We start from the raw sequence: 15,984 nt of genomic DNA, 5'->3' as shown, positions 1-15,984 counted from the left end.
GTTCCGCCAACGTACAAGGCGATCGCGCACCCCGGCGTCCGGCCGTCCCACCGCATAGATCGCCGGACGTGGGGCACGTCACAGAGGTCAGACTCCAGATCGCGTCACGGCCGGGGGTGTCCGGAGCGTCTACCTCTCGGGGGCTGTCAGCGCGGAGGTCGAGGAGGCGGCATGGATAGCGTGGCCAGAAAGTACAACCTGACGATGCTGTACGCCGCGTACGAGGCGTTCCGCCGCGACGCGGCCCGGCTGGAGGCCGCGACCGGTCCCGCCGATCCGGGCGTCGCGAGCACGTGGCCCCTGTTCACCCACTTCTGGCGGATCCAGGACAACGCGGAGAAGCGCGCCCTGTGGACGGTGATGTACGCCGAGGCCGCCGGTGAGCGGGAGCACGGCCGCGGGCGCGTCGGCGTCGTCCTCGAGTCCCTCGCCGTGCGGGCGCTGCGGGTCGTCCCGCTGATCGACGCCGTGGACGCCGCCCTGGAGCACCGCGACCGCCCCGCGTTCACCCGGCACGCGCGCGAGCTGCGCACGTCCCTGGACGTCGTCCTGGACTTCAAGGAGGCGAACGTCCTGCCGCTGATCCAGGAGACCCTGACGCCCTTCGAATGGGGGACGTTCGACGTCGAGTTCCGCCGCGAGCTGGGGCTGCGGGGGCTCGGGACGTTCCTGCCGTGGCTGCTCGACGACGCCTCCGAGTCCACCCGCGGCGCGGTGCTGCGGCTGCTGCCGCCGCCGGTCCGGCTGTTCTACAAGGCCGCCCGGCGCCCGCGCCACCGGCGCCGCGGCCACCCGGCCGTGCCCGCCTGCTGACCGTCCCGCCCGCCCGGCGCCCCCGGGCCGCCTGTGATCAGGCGCACATCGCCCGGGGTGTCACAAACGTCCGCACTCGTTCCGTCTTATGCGCAGAAGCGCGACGGAGGGATGTGCTGACGATGGCGGGGACGACACCCCAGGCGCGGGGCGGGGCGGCGGCCGCGAACGCCCCGCTGCTGAGCGGGGCGCGGGCACTGGACGAGCGGTTCGGCACCACCGGCTTCGCCCGCAGGGCGCTGCGCAAGGCGTTTCCGGACCACTGGAGCTTCCTGCTCGGCGAGATCGCGATGTACTCGTTCGTGATCATCCTGCTGACCGGGGTGTACCTGACGCTGTTCTTCAAGCCGAGCATGCACGAGGTCGTCTACGACGGCTCCTACACGCGGCTGCAGGGCGTCGAGATGAGCGAGGCGTACGCCTCCACGCTGCGGATCAGCTTCGATGTGCGGGGCGGGCTGCTCGTCCGGCAGCTGCACCACTGGTCGACGCTCGTCTTCATGGCGGCGATCCTCGTCCACATGCTGCGGAACTTCTTCACCGGAGCGTTCCGCAAGCCGCGCGAGCTGAACTGGCTGATCGGCGTCGCCATGCTCGTCCTCGTCATGTTCAACGGCCTGTTCGGGTACTCGCTGCCCGACGACCTGCTGTCCGGCACCGGCCTGCGCATCCTGGAGGGCGTCACCGCGGGGATCCCGCTGGTCGGCTCCTACGCGGTGATGTTCCTGTTCGGCGGAGAGTTCCCCGGGACCGACATCATCCCGCGGCTCTACATCGTCCACGTGCTGCTGGTCCCGGGCATCCTCGCGGCGCTGATCCCGCTGCACGCCATCGTGCTGACCTGGCGGCAGACCCACACCCAGTTCCCCGGCAAGGGCAGCACGAACACGACCGTCCGCGGCTACCCGTTCTTCCCGGTGTTCATCGGCAAGACCACGGCGTTCTTCCTGTGGGTCCTCGGCATCACCACGCTGCTGGCCGCGTTCGTCCAGATCAACCCGATCTGGCTGTACGGCCCGTACGACCCGGGCGCGATCAGCTCCGGCTCGCAGCCCGACTGGTACATGGGCTGGCTGGAGGGCGCCCTGCGGATCATGCCGGCCTGGGAGATCACCGCGTGGGGCCACACCGTCCCGCTGAACGTGCTCGTCCCGGCGCTGGGCGTGCCGGGGGTCCTGTTCACCGGCCTCGCCGCCTACCCGTTCCTGGAACGCTGGGTGACCGGCGACGACCGGATCCACCACCTGCTCGACCGGCCCCGCGACGTCCCCGCGCGCACCGGCATCGGCATCGGCGGCGTGGTCTTCTACGGGACGCTGTGGCTCGCGGGCGGCAACGACGTCCTCGCCGACAAGTTCCACATCCCGCTGTTCTGGACGACCTGGTTCTTCCGCTTCCTGATCATCCTCGGGCCGGTGCTCGGCTACATCATCGCCTACCGGATCTGCGTCGGCCTGCAGCGCCGCGACCTCGGGCTGGTCGCGCACGGGCTGGAGACCGGCATCATCCGGCAGTCCCCCGGCGGCGGGTACAGCGAGGTCGAGCGGCACCTGCCGGACGAGGCGATCGCCGCGATCACCGACCCGCGCCCCGCGCCCGCCGTCGACCTGGACGTCCCGCCGCCGGCCGGCGACGTCGTCAGCCCGCGGGGCCGGACCGCGGCCGGCCGCCTGCGCGCCGCGCTCAACCGCCGGTTCCGCGCCGACCTGGCCACCGTCCCGGAACGCCCGCCGCTCGACTCCGGCGGCGAACAACCCGCCGCCGGCGAGCGGGCCGGCGGCGAGCGGGCCGGCGGCGAGCGGGCCGTGGGCGGGAAGCCGTCCTCCTGAGACGCGGCGCGCGGCCGGTCAGTGCTCGAAGAGGTGCTCGATCACGGGGGCGGCGGCGGCCACGGGGTCGTCGCCCAGATCGGCCGGCAGCGCGCCGCTCAGCCACAGGTGCGCGAAGCCGTGCACGATCGACCAGGCGGCGAGGCGGCCCGTCCGGCCGCCGTCCGGGCCGTCCGGCGACGCCTGCCGGACGCCCGCGGCGAGGACGGCGCCCGCGCGGGCGCGGGCCGCGTCCAGGGCGGGGTCGCCGGCCCGGTAGAGGCCGGGGCTGAACATGACCTCGAAGTGCGCCCGGTGCTCCACGGCGAAGCGGACGTAGGCGAGGCCGACCGCGTGCAGGTCGTCGCCGGCGGCTTCGAGGGCGTCCGCGAACAGCGCGTACCCCTCGGCGGCGACGGCGGTCAGCAGGCCCGCCTTGTCGCCGAAGTGGTGGGCGGGCGCCGCGTGCGACACCCCGGCGCGCCGCGCCAGCTCGCGCAGGCTCCACCCGGCCGGCCCCGACTCGGCGATCGCCGCGACGGCCGCCCGCATGATCGTCCGCCGCAGGTCCCCGTGGTGGTAGCCGTCCCCGCCCGTCCCCGGAGTGCTCACCCCGGAATCCTACGGGCCGGGCCGCTCAGTCGTTCTCCTTGGCGAACTCGCGGAGGCGGGGCAGGTCCACGACGATGATCCTGCGCCAGCCGGTGCGGATCAGGCCCGCGCCGCGCAGGCCGTTGAGGGCGCGCGCGACGGTCTCCCGGGACGCGTCCATCCAGCTGCCGAGCTCCTCCTGGGACAGCGGCGGGCCGATCTCGATCGAGCCGTCCGGCGCCGGCGGGGCGTGCTGGGCCGACAGCTCCGCGAGCTGCGCCAGCAGCCCGGCGAGGCGCTGCGGGCCGCGGCTGGTGACGTGCGCGGTGAGCCGCCGGCCCGATTCGTCCATGCGCTCGACGAAGGTCCCGGTGACGAGCATCCACACGTCCGGGTGCCCCTCCAGGAACCCGGTGAAGCGGGCGGCGGGCACCACCAGCGCGCGGATCGGCGACAGCGCGGTGACGGTCGCGGCGCGCGGCCGCCCGCCGAGCGCCGCGCTCTCGGCGATCAGGTCGCCGGGGCCGCGGACGGCCAGCACCACGTCGTGGCCGTCCTCGGTGGACGAGGTGACCTTCGCCCAGCCGCGCTCGATGATGATCACGTGGTCGGACTCGTCGCCCTGGTAGACCAGCGGCGCCTTCACCGGGAACTGCCGGGGGCGCGCCGCGTCGCGCAGCGCGGACCGCTGCGCGGAGTCGAGCGCGGCCCAGAACCCCGGCCGCGGGGAGGACGCCGCGTACGCTGCCACCAGCCGTCTCCTTCGCCCGCCATTTCGCCCGCCATCGTGCTCGCCCACGGTTACTGCCCACGGTCATCCGAACTGTAAACCGGAGGGCGGCCCCTTGTGCACCGCGAGAACCCGGAGGTCACGTCGCATCCCGGCGCGCCGCCGGAGGCCGGCCGGGCCGAGATCGGCCTCCAGTGAAGGCGTCCGTCAGGCGCCGGGCGGCGGCTGCGACTCGATCGTCAGGGCCTCGTGGTCGAAGCTCAGATGGCCGGCGATCTTGGCGGCGTCCTCCAGCGGCTCCTCGTAGGACCAGGCGGCGTCCTCGGCGCCTTCGAGCGACCAGTACTCCGCCTCGCCCTTGTACGGGCAGACGGTGCGCTTCTGGCTCCGGGTCAGCAGTTCCCGGCGGACGTCCTCCGCCGGGATGTAGTACCGGTTCGGCAGGCCGGTCTCCGACAGCACGATCGGGTGCTCGGTCTCCGCGACGACCTCCCCGTCCCGCAGTACCCGCACGTGCCGGCGCGCGCGCCGCGCGTCGACGCGGTGGAACGGGTCGCGCAGGTGCCCGTGGACCTCCTCGTCCTCGTCGTACCAGGCGTCCATCGGCGCCCAGTAGAAGGCCATGTGGCCGCGCAGCCAGGCCGCCTCGGGCTTCGGCTCCGGGTACCCCCACACCGCGTTCTCCGCCGCGCGGTCGCCGACCCGGATCGTCCAGTACGCCGCGTCGCCCTTGAACGGGCAGTGCGTGGTGTGGTCGGTCCGCTCCAGCAGGTCGGTCCGCACGTCCTCCTCCGGGACGTACAGGGCGGGCAGCAGCCCCGTCTCGTGCAGGAACTGCCCGCGCTCGGTGTCCAGGACGATCTCCCCCGCGAACCAGGCGTGCACCCGGCGCGGGAACCGGTGCATGAACAGCCGGTGCTTCGGCCCGTCGATGGTGAAGTTGACCTGGTCACCGGGCGAGCCGGCGAGCGGTCCCGGCGGCATGGTCAAGGACATGGCGACTCCTCGCATTCGGGTCGACACAGGCGTGTCGTCACACCCCGGACGGCATCGTCTCCAGTTCACCACGGCGGGCCGCCTCCAGGTGCAGCGGCTCGAGCGCCGAGGTGGTCCGGAACCAGCACAGCGCGTCGTAGCGGTCGGCGAGCCTCGTCGGCACGTACTGGCGCCGGTCGCGGTCCGGGTCGTACACGACGCCGATCGCGCGGTGCCCGAGCGTCCGGGTGAGGAAGGGCGGCTTGTCCGGCTCGGGCGGCACGATGAACATCCCGCGGTGCAGCTCCGACTCCGCCAGCACCTCCTCCAGCGACCCGGCGGCCGGCGGCGGGACCTGCATGACCTCCATCGGACCGCCCCAGCGCGGCGCCGCGACGACCTCGCCGGGCCCGCCCGCGAACCCGATCGCCACGACCCGGTCGCGGCCCTGCCGCTCCCGCGCCAGCTGGCCGAGGTTGACCATGCCGGCGGCGGCCATGTCGGTCGCCCGCGCGTCGCCGACATGGGTGTTGTGCGCCCACACCACGGCCTTCCCGCCGCCGCGCTCGGCCCCGTGGAACTCCATGAGCCGGTCGAGGGTGTCGGCCATGTGGACGTCCCGGACGTTCCACGACTCCGGCCCGCCGCCGATCATGGCGCGGTAGTACCGCTCGGCGTTCGCCGCCACCTCGGCGTTCTGCCGGGCGTCGAACGCGTCCGCCGGATCCCGGGAGCCCGCGGGCGGCGCGACCCGGCGCAGCCTGGTGAGCAGCGCCAGGACCTCGTCGGCGCAGCCGTCCGGGACCAGCGCGGTGTTCCACCCGTAGGCCTGCGGGTCCTCGCCGTGCGGCTCGAAGCAGCGGTACGCCTCGAGCGCCGTCTCCAGGTACTCCGGACGGTGCTCCGCCAGATGGTCGACGACCGCGCGGAGCGACTCCCACAGGCTGTAGACGTCCAGGCCGTAGAAGCCGGCCCGCCCGCCGGGCGGCAGGCCCGCGTTGCGGTCGCGCAGCCACCGGCAGAACTTCACGGTCTCCTCGTTGGCCCACATCCACGTCGGCCAGCGCTCGTAGGCGTCCAGGACGTCCCGCGGGTCCGCGGGCGAGCCCGGGGCGAGGGTCACCGCGCGGCCGACCCGCCGGCAGTCCGGGTAGTCGCCCTCGACCGCGACGAACGCGAAGCCGCGCTCGGCGATCAGCCGCCGGGTCAGCGCGGCCCGCCACGCGTAGTACTCGTGCGTCCCGTGGCTGGCCTCGCCGATCAGCACGCAGCGGGCGTCCCCGATCCGGTCCAGGAGCGGGTCGAGGTCCTCCTCGTACTCCAGCGGCAGCGCCGCCCCCTGCACGTCGTCGGATTCGGGCCCCTCATGGCCCACCGCGGGGCTCACCGCGATCCCCTCCGCTCCCCCTTCGGCCCGGCGCCCCGCTCGGTGGCGCGGCGGGGGCGGTGGTCCTCGTCCAACTGCAGCATGGCGTTGGCGCGCTCGCCGGCCTCCTGGTCGCTGGCGGCGCCCTGGTCCTCCAGCTGCTTGCGGAGCCTGCGGCGCTCGGCGTCGTACTTGTGGCTTCCCGGTCGTGGCATGCCGACGTCCCCCTTCTCGTCGTCCTCCCCGCGTTCCCCCGATCCGGGGATCGATGCAGACAAATCCGGCATTTCCTGGCACGCCGTCCGGACTACGGCCGCTCGTCCCGGTGCAGGCCGGTGGCGCGGGCGCGGTAGGCGGTGGGGGTCTGGCCGTAGGCGGCGCGGAACGCCCGGCTGAAGGCGGCGGCGTCCGGGAGGCCCCAGCGGTTCGCGATCGCGCCGATCCGCTGCGTGCCGAGGAAAGGGTCGCCCAGCTCGCGGCGGCAGTGCTCCAGCCGGCGGGCGCGGACGTACCGGGCGACGGTCGTCCCGGCCGGCTGGAACACCCGGTACAGCTGCCGGACGGAGATGTGGTGCGCGGCGGCGATCGCGGCCGGGCACAGCGCCGGGTCGTGCAGCCGGTCCTCGATCCACTCCTGGATCGCGCGCAGCATCTCCGCGTGCTGCGGAGACGCGGCGGGCGGCGCGCCCAGCCACTCCCCGGCCGCGCCGGTCACCAGTTCGACGACCGCGCCGCCGAGGTGGCGGGCGTAGGGCTCGCCGGCCGCCTCGTCCGTCCCGTCCAGGTCCTGCGCGGTGCTCTCGGCGAGGGCGCCGAGGAAGGAGGAGACCACCCGGCCGGTGCGGGCGCTCGCGCCGAGCAGCGTGCCGCCGAACGCGGCCAGCCGCTCCGCCGGCAGCGGCACGGCGCCGTGCGGGATCACGACCGTGAAGATGTGGTGGGCGTCGAACCAGATGTCGACCGGTCGGGTGAGGTCGTAGAACACCACGTCCCCGACCCCGGCCTCGGCATGGCGGCCGTTCTGCCGGAGCACGCACGAGCCGGACAGGACGAGGCCGAGCTTGTAGCACTCGCGGGTGTCGCGGGCGATCTGCCGGGCGCTGCGCCGCACCGCGTGCGCGGGCGCGTGCACGTCGCCGGTCTCGACCGGGCCGAGCGTGCGGCCCGACAGCCGGGCGGGGAACCCGCCGGGCCGCCGCGGCCGGACGTGGAACGGCCCGAACGCCGAGCCGATCAGGTGCCGCCAGTAGTCGGCCTGGTCGCGGGCAGGGTGGTCCGAGGTGTCAACGAGCGTGGGCATGACGCTCCTCCGGTCGGCGGACGGGGTCTCGGACGCCACCCGCAAGGCTTCTACGCCCGGCCGGCGAGGTCAATGAGCGAGTCGGCACGACGCTCCCGGCGGGCTTCGGCACTCGCCGCCAAGGGCCCGGCAGGCAGCGCCAAGGGCCCGGCAGGCAGCGGCAAGACCGCCGGGCCCGGCGCGGCCTATACATGACGCGGACGCACTCACCCGCCGCGTCCGCACTCCCTGGGAGCCCCGCCAACCGGACGACCCCGGACGACCCCGGACGACCCCCGAGAGGAACCCCCATGCCGGACGACCACCAGCACCCCCGCGCCGAGCAGGAGCGGGACGGCATCAGCCGCAAGAACTTCATCGTGGCCGCGGGCCTCGGCGCGATCGCGCTGCCGGCGGCGGTGTCCGCCGCGGCGACGCCCGCGCAGGCGCGGACCGCGCCCGCCCGTCCCGCCTCCGCACCGCTCACCCCGACGCCCGCGTGCGACGACGGTGACGACGACCCGACCCCGCCGCAGATGGAGGGCCCCTACTTCAAGCCCGGCTCGCCGGAGCGCGCGTCCCTGGTGACGCCCGGAATGCCCGGCACCCCGCTCACCGTCACGGGCATCGTCTACTCCCTGTCGTGCCGTCCGGTGAGCCGCGCGCTCCTCGACTTCTGGCAAGCCGACTATTACGGCAATTACGACAACTATGGCTACACGCTACGCGGGCATCAATACACGGACACAATGGGACGATTCGCTCTGACGACGATCGTGCCCGGCCTCTACCCGGGCCGCACCCGGCACATCCACGTCAAGGTCCAGGCCCCCTACCGGCAGGTCCTGACGACGCAGCTCTACTTCCCGAACGAGCCCCGGAACTCCTCCGACATGCTGTTCGACCCCGAACTGCTGATGGACGTCCAGTCCGGGCCGAACGGGCGCGCGGCGACGTTCGACTTCGTCCTGCAGGTGCCATAGCCGGTCCCCGGCCCGGCCTCGAGCCGGGCCGGGCGACCGTATGTCGCGTTCGCCCGAAAGCCTGCGGGAATGCGACCGAGACGTAACGTGAAACGGCCACGAAACGCCAAAGAAAAGGATAGTCTCCCACCGATCACTCTTGGTCGAGTAATGAAATCTGGGAGCACACGCCGCATGAGCGCTGCCAACCGGGCACAGGTCATCACACGGTGGGGGGCCATCGCCTTCATGGCGGCCGCGGTCCTGACCGCCACCGCCGGCGGCTTCGCCCAATCCTATGCCGGTCTCTACCACTGGGCCCTGGAACACGGCCTGCGGGGCTGGAAGGCCGAATCGTTCCCCCTGCTGGTCGACCTGTTCATCATCGTCGGGGAGCTCGGGCTCTTCCTGCTGGCCATCGACGCCTTCGTGATAAAGCGCCGCGCCCTCATGAGCTGGCTCGACTTCTGCCTGCCGCTCACCATCGCCCTCGCCGGCTGGACGGCGAGCCTCATCTTCAACGTCGGCCACGTCGGCCACAAGACCTTCTCCTACCAGGCGACCGCCGCCGTCCCGCCGATCGTGTCGATGCTCGGCCTGTTCGTCCTGCTGCGGACCCTGCACCGCTACGTGTCGCAGAACGCGGAAGAGGAGGAGGCCCCGCCGGAGCCGCAGCCGCGCGCCATCGCCGGCCCCGTCACGCTGAACCAGATCACGCTGATGCCGTTCCGCAACACCGGGCCGTTCCCGCAGATCCAGGTCCCCGGCCACTCCGGCAAGGCGCTCGAGCCCGGGACGTCGGCGGCGCAGCCGGCGGGCGAGGCCGGCACCAAGACCGACACCGCGCCGAGGACCGCGCCCGCCCAGGCCGCCGCGCCCCCGGCACCGGCACCGGCCCCCGCACCGGCCGCCGAGCCCCCGGCGCCGGAGCCCGAGCCGCAGCCGGAGCTGGCCGTCGTCAGCGCCGCCGCCGCGGCCGGGAGCATGAACGGGCACGGCACCTACGGCGCGACGACCCGGGCGCCGGTGACCGGGCCGCCCCCCGAGAACCTGCGCAGCCTCGTCATCGACATCCTCGAACGGCGGCACGGCGACGTCGCCGGGACGCTCGCCGAGGCCAGGGCCGAGGGCCACGTCTGCGACGAGGCGGAGATCCAGCGGATCAGCGACAACCACTGGTTCCCGTACGCGGTGTACCGGCTGCTCGCCAAGCACCACGGCGACGGCGACCTGGTCGCCCAGGAGCTGACCTCGCAGGGGATCGCCTACGACCAGGCCACGCTGGACGCGCTCGTCCAGTCCTGGCGCGTCTGACCCCGATCGGTTTACGGAACGGCCGCCCGCACCGTTGCGGGCGGCCGTTCCGCGTCGTCCGCCACGGCCCCGATATCGTTCTGCGCCGTATCGGTGTGATCACGCTGCGTCCGTGCGACGCTGGGCACACCAGCGACGCCGGGAGTGCCGATGAAGACGAGGACGCATCTCGCCGCCGTGGCGGCGGCCGCCGCGCTCGGCGGAGCCGTCACCGGATACCTGGTCGCCCCGTCGCCGGGGGACGCCGCCGCCCGTCCCGCGGCCGCCCTCGCGGGCGGCACGCTGCATCTCGCGCTGAACATGCCGGCCGGCGACCGGGCCGAGGCGGCCGCGCTCGGCTACACCCTGTTCGACGTCGACCCGGACGAGGACGGCATCGCGTCGCTGCCCGCGGGCGGCCGGGCGCTGCTGTGGGTCGGCAACACCACCTGCGGCGGCTTCCAGCAGGAGAGCACGTCCGCGTTCGCCCGCACGGTGCGGCGGTTCGCGGGGAACGACCGGGTCTACGGGTGGTACCTGTCGGACGAGCCGAACCCGGACGAATGCCCCGGCATCGCCGGCAAGATCCGGCAGCGCGCCGACATCGTCCACCGGTACGCGCCCGGCCAGAAGGCGTTCGCGTCGCTGACCGACTGGCCGATGCGGCCGCTCAAGCCGTCCGAGACCCACCTCGACCTCATCGGCCTCGACCCGTACCCGTGCCGGACGGACGCGAAGACCTGCGATCTCGGCGCGATCGACACCATGGTCGGGCAGGCCGCCGATGCCGGGTTCCCCCGCCGCATGATCGTCCCGGTGCTCCAGACGTTCGGGCAGTCCTGCACCGACGGGGAGCGGAACTGGCGGCTGCCGGACGAGGAGCAGCTCCGCTCCATGCTGCGGCGGTGGGACCGGCTCGTCCCGCGGCCCGCGTTCGACATCAGCTACTCGTGGGGGCGGCAGGACGCGTGGGCGTGCCCGGCCCTGTCGGACGCCGACGGCGGCGGCGGCCTCCCGGACCTCCAGGCCGTCATGAAGGCGCACAACACGCGCCGCACCGGCCCCGGGCTGCCCGCGCGCGGCCCCGGGCACGCGCCGGCGCCGGCGGTGTCCGGGGAACCGCCGGCGTCGGCGGGGCCATGCCCGGCCCCGGCCCCGGGCTAGGGTTCGCGCTGCTGCTCCTGCGCCGGGTCGGTGCGCAGGCGGGCGTGCAGCCCGCCGTCCAGGTGCAGGACGTGCCCGTTGAGCTGCGCCGCCGCCGGGGACGCCAGGTACAGCGCCGCGTCCGCGACCTCCTCCGGCGCGGTGGTGCGTCCCGCCGGGATGTCGGTGGCGGGCCGGATCTCCCCGACGACGCTGGCGGGGGCGATGCAGTTCGCGCGGATGCCGAGGCCGCCGAGCTCCACGGCGATCGCCCGGCTGAGCGCCTCGATGCCCGCCTTGGTGACGTCGTAGGCGCTCTGGTCCTCGTGGGCGCGGGAGCCGCCCGGCGACGACAGGCTGACGATCGCGCCGCCCCGGCCGGCGGCCCGCCACAGGCGGGCGGCGCGCACCGACAGCAGGTACGCCGAGCGCAGGTTGGCGGCCATGACCGCGTCCCACAGGCCGGCGCTGATGTCGATGAGCGGGGTGCGGACCTCCGTCATCGCGGCGTTGTTGACGAGGACGTCGAGGCCGCCGTCCTTGGCGAGCCTGGCGAAGACGGCGTCGGCCACCTCCTCCAGGGCCAGGTCGCCGGCCATCGTCGCGACCCGCGGGACGGCGTCGAAGACCTTGAGCCCGTCGGTGTCGACGTCCACGGCGAGCACGTCGGCGCCCGCGTCCGCGAAGCGGTGCACGAGCGCGCGGCCGATCAGCCCCGCGGCGCCGGTCACCAGCACCCGCTCCCCCGTGCAGTCGAACGTGACTGCGCTCATTTGGCCGTGCTCACGAAAGACGTGCTGACGAAAGACGTGCTCACGAACACTCGATGTGCGATCACTGGTCTCATTCGGCGGGAGCCTCCCTCACCTGGGCGACGATCTGTGTCGGGTTGACGAACATCAGCGCGATGATCAGCAGCACCGCCGACAGTGCCATGTAGATCACGGCCATCGCGTCGATGGCCTGGGCCGCGCGGATGCCCGGGGTGAACGCGGCGCTGTACAGCGCGACGATCAGGGTCTGGCTGTCGGCGTCCGCCACCAGGAACGTCAGTTCGAACATGGCGACGGTGCGGACCAGCACCAGGATTCCGGCGGCGAGGATGCCGGGCAGCAGCAGCGGCACCAGCACCCGGGTGAACACCTGGCGGGTGCGGGCGCCGCACATCCGCGCCGCCGACTCCACGTTGGTGTCGATCTGCTCGACGAACGGCGTCATCACGAGGATGACGAACGGCAGCGCCGGGACGAGGTTCGCCGCGACGACACCCGTCATCGTCCCCGCCAGGTGCACCTTGTACAGGACGGTCGCGAGCGGGATCCCGTAGGTGATCGGCGGCAGCAGCACCGGGAGCAGCAGCAGGAACATCACGGCGCGCTTGCCGGGGAAGTCGCGCCGCGCCAGCGCGTACCCGGCGGGGACGCCGATCAGCAGCGCCATCGCGACCACGATGAGGGTGATCTCCAGCGTGACCGTGAGGACCTCGCCGAGCGCGAACTCCGACCAGGCGTCGGAGTACCACGAGCCGGTGAAGCCCTGCGGCAGCCAGCCCGCGAACCACTTGGTCCCGAACGAGTTGACGATCACGGACAGGATCAGCCCGAACAGGTTCACCAGGAAGAACGCGACGCAGGCCCAGACGAGCCAGGCGCTCAGCCGGCCCCTCGGCAGGCCGCGCTTCGGCAGCCCGGCGGGGCGCGAGACGGCGGTGGTCATGATCCCTTACCTCCCGTCGCGGGCCCGCTGTAGAGGCGGCCGCGCAGCAGCAGCGTCACCGAGATGACGAGCAGTTCGAACACGCCCATCAGCACGGCGATGGTCGAGGCCATCGAGTAGTCGTACTTCTCGAACGCCGCCTGGTACGCCGCGATCGCCATCACCCGCGTCTCCCCGGCGGGTTCGCCGACGAGGTTCGCGGACGGGAACACCGAGAAGGCCAGCACGAACGCCAGCACGAACGTGGTGGCGAGGCCGGGCGCCAGCAGCGGCAGGACGATCCGCCGCATCCGCTGCCAGGGCCCGGCGCCGAGCGTGGCCGCGGCCCGCTCCAGCGTCGGGTCGATCCCCGACATGTAGGACAGCACCAGCAGGAACGCGAACGGGAACCCGGTGATGAGCAGCGAGAACAGCACGCCCCAGTAGTTGTAGATCAGCCGGACGGGCTCGTCCACGAGGTGCAGGTCGAGCAGGATCCGGTTGAACCAGCCCTTCGGGCCGAGGTAGCGCAGCAGGCCGTCGGCGACCAGGACCGTGCCGAGCGTCACCGGCAGGACCAGCAGCGCCGTCAGCACCCGCCGCCCCCGGAACCGGCCGCGCAGCTTGTAGGCGATCGGCACCGAGGCGCCGACGTTGATCAGCGCGGCCGGCAGCGCGAGCTTCAGCGTCTTCCACACGGTGCTGCGCTGGTAGGAGTCCTGGAAGAAGTCGGCGTAGTTGCCGAACGGCCCGCCGCCGTTCTTCGGCTGCAGCGACAGCCCCACCCCGTACATCATCGGGTAGAGGAACAGCAGCCCGATGATGAGCACGGCGGGCAGCAGCAGGAGCAGGACCCGGTCGACGCCGCGTTCGGCGAGCCGGTGCCGCAGTCCGCCGCGCGCGGTCGCCGGGGCCGGCGGGCGCGGGGGAGCGTCAACCGCCATCCGGCGCCCCCGTCCCGCCCGCCGCCTCGGCGGCGGCGCGCACGCTCTCGCCGAACACGAGCACGCGCTCCGGCTGGACGGTCAGCGTCACCCGCTCCCCCGGCGCGATCCGCTCGGGGGACTTGAAGTGGACGACGCGGCCGTCGTCGGTGACGCCCTCGGCGGCGACCTCCCGCCCGTGGAACTCCGACACCTCGACGCGGACGGTCACGCGGTTGTCCGCGCCCGCGTCCGCGGCGATCCGGAAGTCCTCGGGCCGGACGGCGGCGACCGCCCGGCCCCCGCCGCCGCCGACCGGGTCCTGCCCGACGCCGGTGAGGGTGAGGCCGTCCTTCTCCCCGAGCGTCACGGTGCCGTCGCCGGCCGACAGGACGGGCAGCTCCAGCAGGTTCCGGTAGCCCATGAACCCGGCGATGTAGGTGCTGGCCGGGTAGGTGTAGACCTCCTCGGGCGTCCCGATCTGCTCGACCTGCCCGGACCGCAGCACCACGACCCGGTCGGCGAGCGCGAGCGCCTCCTCCTGGTCGTGCGTGACGTACACGGTCGTCAGGCCGAGGGTCTGGTGGATGCGGCGGATCTCCGTGCGCATCTGCACCCGCAGCTTGGCGTCCAGGTTCGACAGCGGCTCGTCCATCAGGACGAGCTTCGGCCGCAGCACGATCGCGCGGGCGATCGCGACGCGCTGCTGCTGGCCACCGGACAGCTGGCCGGGCAGCTTGTCGGCGTGCTCGGTCAGCTCGACCGTGCGCAGCGCCTCGTCCACCCGGGCGGCGATCTCGCTCTTGGCGGTGCGCCGGACCGACAGCCCGAACGCGACGTTCTTGCGGACCGACAGGTGCGGGAACAGGGCGTAGTTCTGGAACACCATCCCGAACCCGCGCTTCTCCGGCGGCAGCGTGTCGATGCGCTCGTCGTCCAGCCAGATCGCGCCGTCCGACAGCGGCAGCAGCCCGGCCAGGCAGTTCAGCGCGGTCGACTTGCCGCACCCGGACGGCCCGAGCAGCGCGATGAACTCGCCGCCGCGGATCCGCAGATCGAACCCGCTGAGCGCGGTCGCCTTCCCGAACCGCCGCGTCACACCGTCCAGCCGCAGCTCCGCGAACCCGGCCCGCGTCTCCTTCTCCACCGCGGTCTCCACCGTCACGACTTCTTGACCTTCTGGCCGCCGATCTCGCGGTCCCAGCGGTCGAACGCGGTGACGAGGGCCTTGGCGTCCAGCGGCGGGGCCTTGGGGTTGTCGGCGATGAGCTTGTCGTACTCGGGGCGTCCGTACTCCTTGATGGCCTGCCGGCTCTCGGCCGGCGCCATGTCCAGGGTCACGCCCTTCACGGCGGGTCCGGGGTAGAAGTAGCCCTTGTCGTAGGTGATCGCCTGCTGCTTCGGCTGGAGCGCGTACTTCATCATGTCGAGCAGGACGGCGAGCTTCTCCCCGGAGACGCCCTTGGGGACGACCATGTAGTGCGCGTCGGTGACCCAGGTGAAGCCGTCGAGCGCCTGGATCTTGACGTCCTTCGGCACCTGGCCGAGGACGCGGGGGTTGATGTCCCAGCCGGTGGTGCTGAGGACGATGTCGCGGGTGCCCTCGCCCAGCTCCTTCATCGTCTGCGTGGTGCCGGTCGGGTAGTACTCGACGTACTTGTCGAGTTCCTTGAGGTACTGCCAGGTCTTGGACCAGCCGTTCGTCGGGTCCTTGGGGTCGGAGTCCTTGAGGATGTAGGGCAGGCCCATGAGCCACGTGCGCCCGGGGCCGGAGTTGGACGGGCGCGCGTACTCGAGCTTGTTCGGGTGGGCCTTCGCCCAGGCGAGCAGCTCTTCGGCCGTCTTCGGCGGGTTCGAGACCTTCTTCGGGTTGTACTCCAGCAGCGGCCCGGACGGGTAGTACGTCACGACGACGCCCTTGCCCTCCGCGAGGTCCTGCATCTTGGACGCGGGCTCCAGGTACTGCGACTTCAGGTCGGGCAGCTTGGCCGCGTACTTCCCGACCAGGTCCACCCAGAGGTTCTGCTCCAGGCCGGCGGACAGGCCGTCGGTGCCGGTCAGCACGAGGTCGATGTCGAGCTGGCCGGCGTCCTGCTGGGCCTTGACCTTGCCGGCCAGCTCGGGCGAGGTCGCCTTGGTGTAGGTGATCTTGCTGACGAGCTTCGGGTGCTCCTTCTTGTAGTTCTCGAAGATCTGCTGGGTCAGCTGCAGGTTCCCGGCGACGTCGATGACGTTGAGGGTCACCGGCTTGGACGGCAGCTTGACGTCCGCGGCGGACGGCTCGGCCGCGCCGCCGCCGTCCGAGCCGGGCGCGCCGCAGGCGGTCAGCAGCAGTCCGGCGGTGGTCGCGAGGGTGAGGAGGGCTGATCGAGGAGTTCGCATGGGGTGGGTCCTCCCGGCGGGACG

The 15,984-nt window shown here is 72.9% G+C and carries 16 protein-coding genes; 5 read left to right on the top strand and 11 right to left on the bottom strand.

Annotated elements, in window-relative coordinates:
* Positions 1-171: 171 nt before the first annotated feature.
* Together ABZ806_RS14520 and qcrB are read left to right on the top strand one after the other, a co-directional pair.
* On the top strand, positions 172-813 hold the full coding sequence (locus tag ABZ806_RS14520; RefSeq protein ID WP_500217709.1) for a hypothetical protein: 642 nt from the start codon (positions 172-174) through the stop codon (positions 811-813).
* Between the two features lie 122 nt (positions 814-935).
* A complete protein-coding gene (gene qcrB / locus ABZ806_RS14515) occupies positions 936-2,642 on the top strand; it encodes a cytochrome bc1 complex cytochrome b subunit (RefSeq protein WP_500217758.1) in 1,707 nt (568 codons plus the stop codon).
* Between the two features lie 18 nt (positions 2,643-2,660).
* Here the strand turns inward: qcrB and ABZ806_RS14510 are convergent, their stop codons facing one another.
* The 6 genes from ABZ806_RS14510 to ABZ806_RS14485 all read right to left on the bottom strand — a co-directional run bounded on the left by ABZ806_RS14510 (position 2,661) and on the right by ABZ806_RS14485 (position 7,583).
* Positions 2,661-3,233, bottom strand: coding sequence for a TetR/AcrR family transcriptional regulator (locus ABZ806_RS14510; protein WP_500217707.1), 573 nt, complete (start codon positions 3,231-3,233; stop codon positions 2,661-2,663).
* A 25-nt stretch (positions 3,234-3,258) separates the two neighbouring features.
* Positions 3,259-3,963: a Crp/Fnr family transcriptional regulator gene (locus tag ABZ806_RS14505; protein ID WP_500217705.1), complete on the bottom strand. Its 705-nt coding sequence runs from the start codon at positions 3,961-3,963 to the stop codon at positions 3,259-3,261.
* A 186-nt stretch (positions 3,964-4,149) separates the two neighbouring features.
* A complete protein-coding gene (locus ABZ806_RS14500; protein ID WP_500217703.1) occupies positions 4,150-4,938 on the bottom strand; it encodes a DUF427 domain-containing protein in 789 nt (262 codons plus the stop codon).
* Positions 4,939-4,975: 37 nt separating this feature from the next.
* Positions 4,976-6,304, bottom strand: coding sequence for an erythromycin esterase family protein (locus tag ABZ806_RS14495; protein WP_500217701.1), 1,329 nt, complete (start codon positions 6,302-6,304; stop codon positions 4,976-4,978).
* The gene (locus ABZ806_RS14490; protein WP_500217699.1) at positions 6,301-6,498 is read right to left on the bottom strand and encodes a hypothetical protein; all 198 of its coding nucleotides are present in this window, start codon (positions 6,496-6,498) and stop codon (positions 6,301-6,303) included. The genes ABZ806_RS14495 and ABZ806_RS14490 overlap by 4 nt, the downstream gene beginning before the upstream one ends.
* Positions 6,499-6,590: 92 nt before the next feature.
* Complete coding sequence (locus tag ABZ806_RS14485) at positions 6,591-7,583, bottom strand: AraC-like ligand-binding domain-containing protein (RefSeq protein WP_500217697.1); 993 nt, start codon at positions 7,581-7,583, stop codon at positions 6,591-6,593.
* A 290-nt stretch (positions 7,584-7,873) separates the two neighbouring features.
* On the opposite strand from ABZ806_RS14485, the gene ABZ806_RS14480 reads away from it, so the two are divergent.
* The 3 genes from ABZ806_RS14480 to ABZ806_RS14470 all read left to right on the top strand — a co-directional run bounded on the left by ABZ806_RS14480 (position 7,874) and on the right by ABZ806_RS14470 (position 10,981).
* Positions 7,874-8,545 carry a dioxygenase family protein gene (locus ABZ806_RS14480; RefSeq protein ID WP_500217696.1) on the top strand — a complete coding sequence of 224 codons (672 nt, stop codon included), beginning with the start codon at positions 7,874-7,876 and terminating at the stop codon, positions 8,543-8,545.
* Positions 8,546-8,719: 174 nt separating this feature from the next.
* Entirely contained in the window at positions 8,720-9,838 is a 1,119-nt protein-coding gene (locus ABZ806_RS14475) for a DUF2637 domain-containing protein (RefSeq protein ID WP_500217694.1), read from the top strand.
* A gap of 150 nt (positions 9,839-9,988) precedes the next feature.
* The gene (locus tag ABZ806_RS14470) at positions 9,989-10,981 is read left to right on the top strand and encodes a hypothetical protein (protein ID WP_500217692.1); all 993 of its coding nucleotides are present in this window, start codon (positions 9,989-9,991) and stop codon (positions 10,979-10,981) included.
* Here ABZ806_RS14470 and ABZ806_RS14465 read toward each other — a convergent pair.
* The 5 genes from ABZ806_RS14465 to ABZ806_RS14445 form a co-directional block, all read right to left on the bottom strand.
* Positions 10,978-11,733 carry an SDR family NAD(P)-dependent oxidoreductase gene (locus ABZ806_RS14465; RefSeq protein WP_500217690.1) on the bottom strand — a complete coding sequence of 252 codons (756 nt, stop codon included), beginning with the start codon at positions 11,731-11,733 and terminating at the stop codon, positions 10,978-10,980. The two genes, ABZ806_RS14470 and ABZ806_RS14465, sit on opposite strands and share 4 nt — an antisense overlap.
* A 70-nt stretch (positions 11,734-11,803) precedes the next feature.
* Complete coding sequence (locus ABZ806_RS14460; RefSeq protein ID WP_500217688.1) at positions 11,804-12,676, bottom strand: ABC transporter permease; 873 nt, start codon at positions 12,674-12,676, stop codon at positions 11,804-11,806.
* Positions 12,673-13,599 carry an ABC transporter permease gene (locus tag ABZ806_RS14455; protein WP_500217686.1) on the bottom strand — a complete coding sequence of 309 codons (927 nt, stop codon included), beginning with the start codon at positions 13,597-13,599 and terminating at the stop codon, positions 12,673-12,675. The genes ABZ806_RS14460 and ABZ806_RS14455 overlap by 4 nt, the downstream gene beginning before the upstream one ends.
* On the bottom strand, positions 13,589-14,743 hold the full coding sequence (locus ABZ806_RS14450; protein WP_500217684.1) for an ABC transporter ATP-binding protein: 1,155 nt from the start codon (positions 14,741-14,743) through the stop codon (positions 13,589-13,591). Before ABZ806_RS14450 ends, ABZ806_RS14455 begins: the two co-directional genes overlap by 11 nt.
* Positions 14,740-15,960: an extracellular solute-binding protein gene (locus tag ABZ806_RS14445; RefSeq protein ID WP_500217682.1), complete on the bottom strand. Its 1,221-nt coding sequence runs from the start codon at positions 15,958-15,960 to the stop codon at positions 14,740-14,742. Before ABZ806_RS14445 ends, ABZ806_RS14450 begins: the two co-directional genes overlap by 4 nt.
* Positions 15,961-15,984: the final 24 nt, after the last annotated feature.

This window comes from Spirillospora sp. NPDC047418 (assembly GCF_040643275.1).
Lineage (GTDB): Bacteria > Actinomycetota > Actinomycetes > Streptosporangiales > Streptosporangiaceae > Spirillospora.
Note: the sequence above shows the minus strand (reverse complement) of the source record. Positions and strands in the feature narration are given on the sequence as shown.

Bases quoted from the DNA above. Each gene is read 5' to 3' on its own strand.
- ABZ806_RS14520 (WP_500217709.1), top strand. From the start codon at position 172: ATGGATAGCGTGGCCAGAAAGTACAACCTGACGATGCTGTACGCCGCG.
- qcrB (WP_500217758.1), top strand. From the start codon at position 936: ATGGCGGGGACGACACCCCAGGCGCGGGGCGGGGCGGCGGCCGCGAAC.
- ABZ806_RS14500 (WP_500217703.1), bottom strand. From the start codon at position 4,938: ATGTCCTTGACCATGCCGCCGGGACCGCTCGCCGGCTCGCCCGGTGAC.
- ABZ806_RS14490 (WP_500217699.1), bottom strand. From the start codon at position 6,498: ATGCCACGACCGGGAAGCCACAAGTACGACGCCGAGCGCCGCAGGCTC.
- ABZ806_RS14485 (WP_500217697.1), bottom strand. From the start codon at position 7,583: ATGCCCACGCTCGTTGACACCTCGGACCACCCTGCCCGCGACCAGGCC.
- ABZ806_RS14480 (WP_500217696.1), top strand. From the start codon at position 7,874: ATGCCGGACGACCACCAGCACCCCCGCGCCGAGCAGGAGCGGGACGGC.
- ABZ806_RS14475 (WP_500217694.1), top strand. From the start codon at position 8,720: ATGAGCGCTGCCAACCGGGCACAGGTCATCACACGGTGGGGGGCCATC.
- ABZ806_RS14470 (WP_500217692.1), top strand. From the start codon at position 9,989: ATGAAGACGAGGACGCATCTCGCCGCCGTGGCGGCGGCCGCCGCGCTC.
- ABZ806_RS14465 (WP_500217690.1), bottom strand. From the start codon at position 11,733: ATGAGCGCAGTCACGTTCGACTGCACGGGGGAGCGGGTGCTGGTGACC.
- ABZ806_RS14460 (WP_500217688.1), bottom strand. From the start codon at position 12,676: ATGACCACCGCCGTCTCGCGCCCCGCCGGGCTGCCGAAGCGCGGCCTG.
- ABZ806_RS14455 (WP_500217686.1), bottom strand. From the start codon at position 13,599: ATGGCGGTTGACGCTCCCCCGCGCCCGCCGGCCCCGGCGACCGCGCGC.
- ABZ806_RS14445 (WP_500217682.1), bottom strand. From the start codon at position 15,960: ATGCGAACTCCTCGATCAGCCCTCCTCACCCTCGCGACCACCGCCGGA.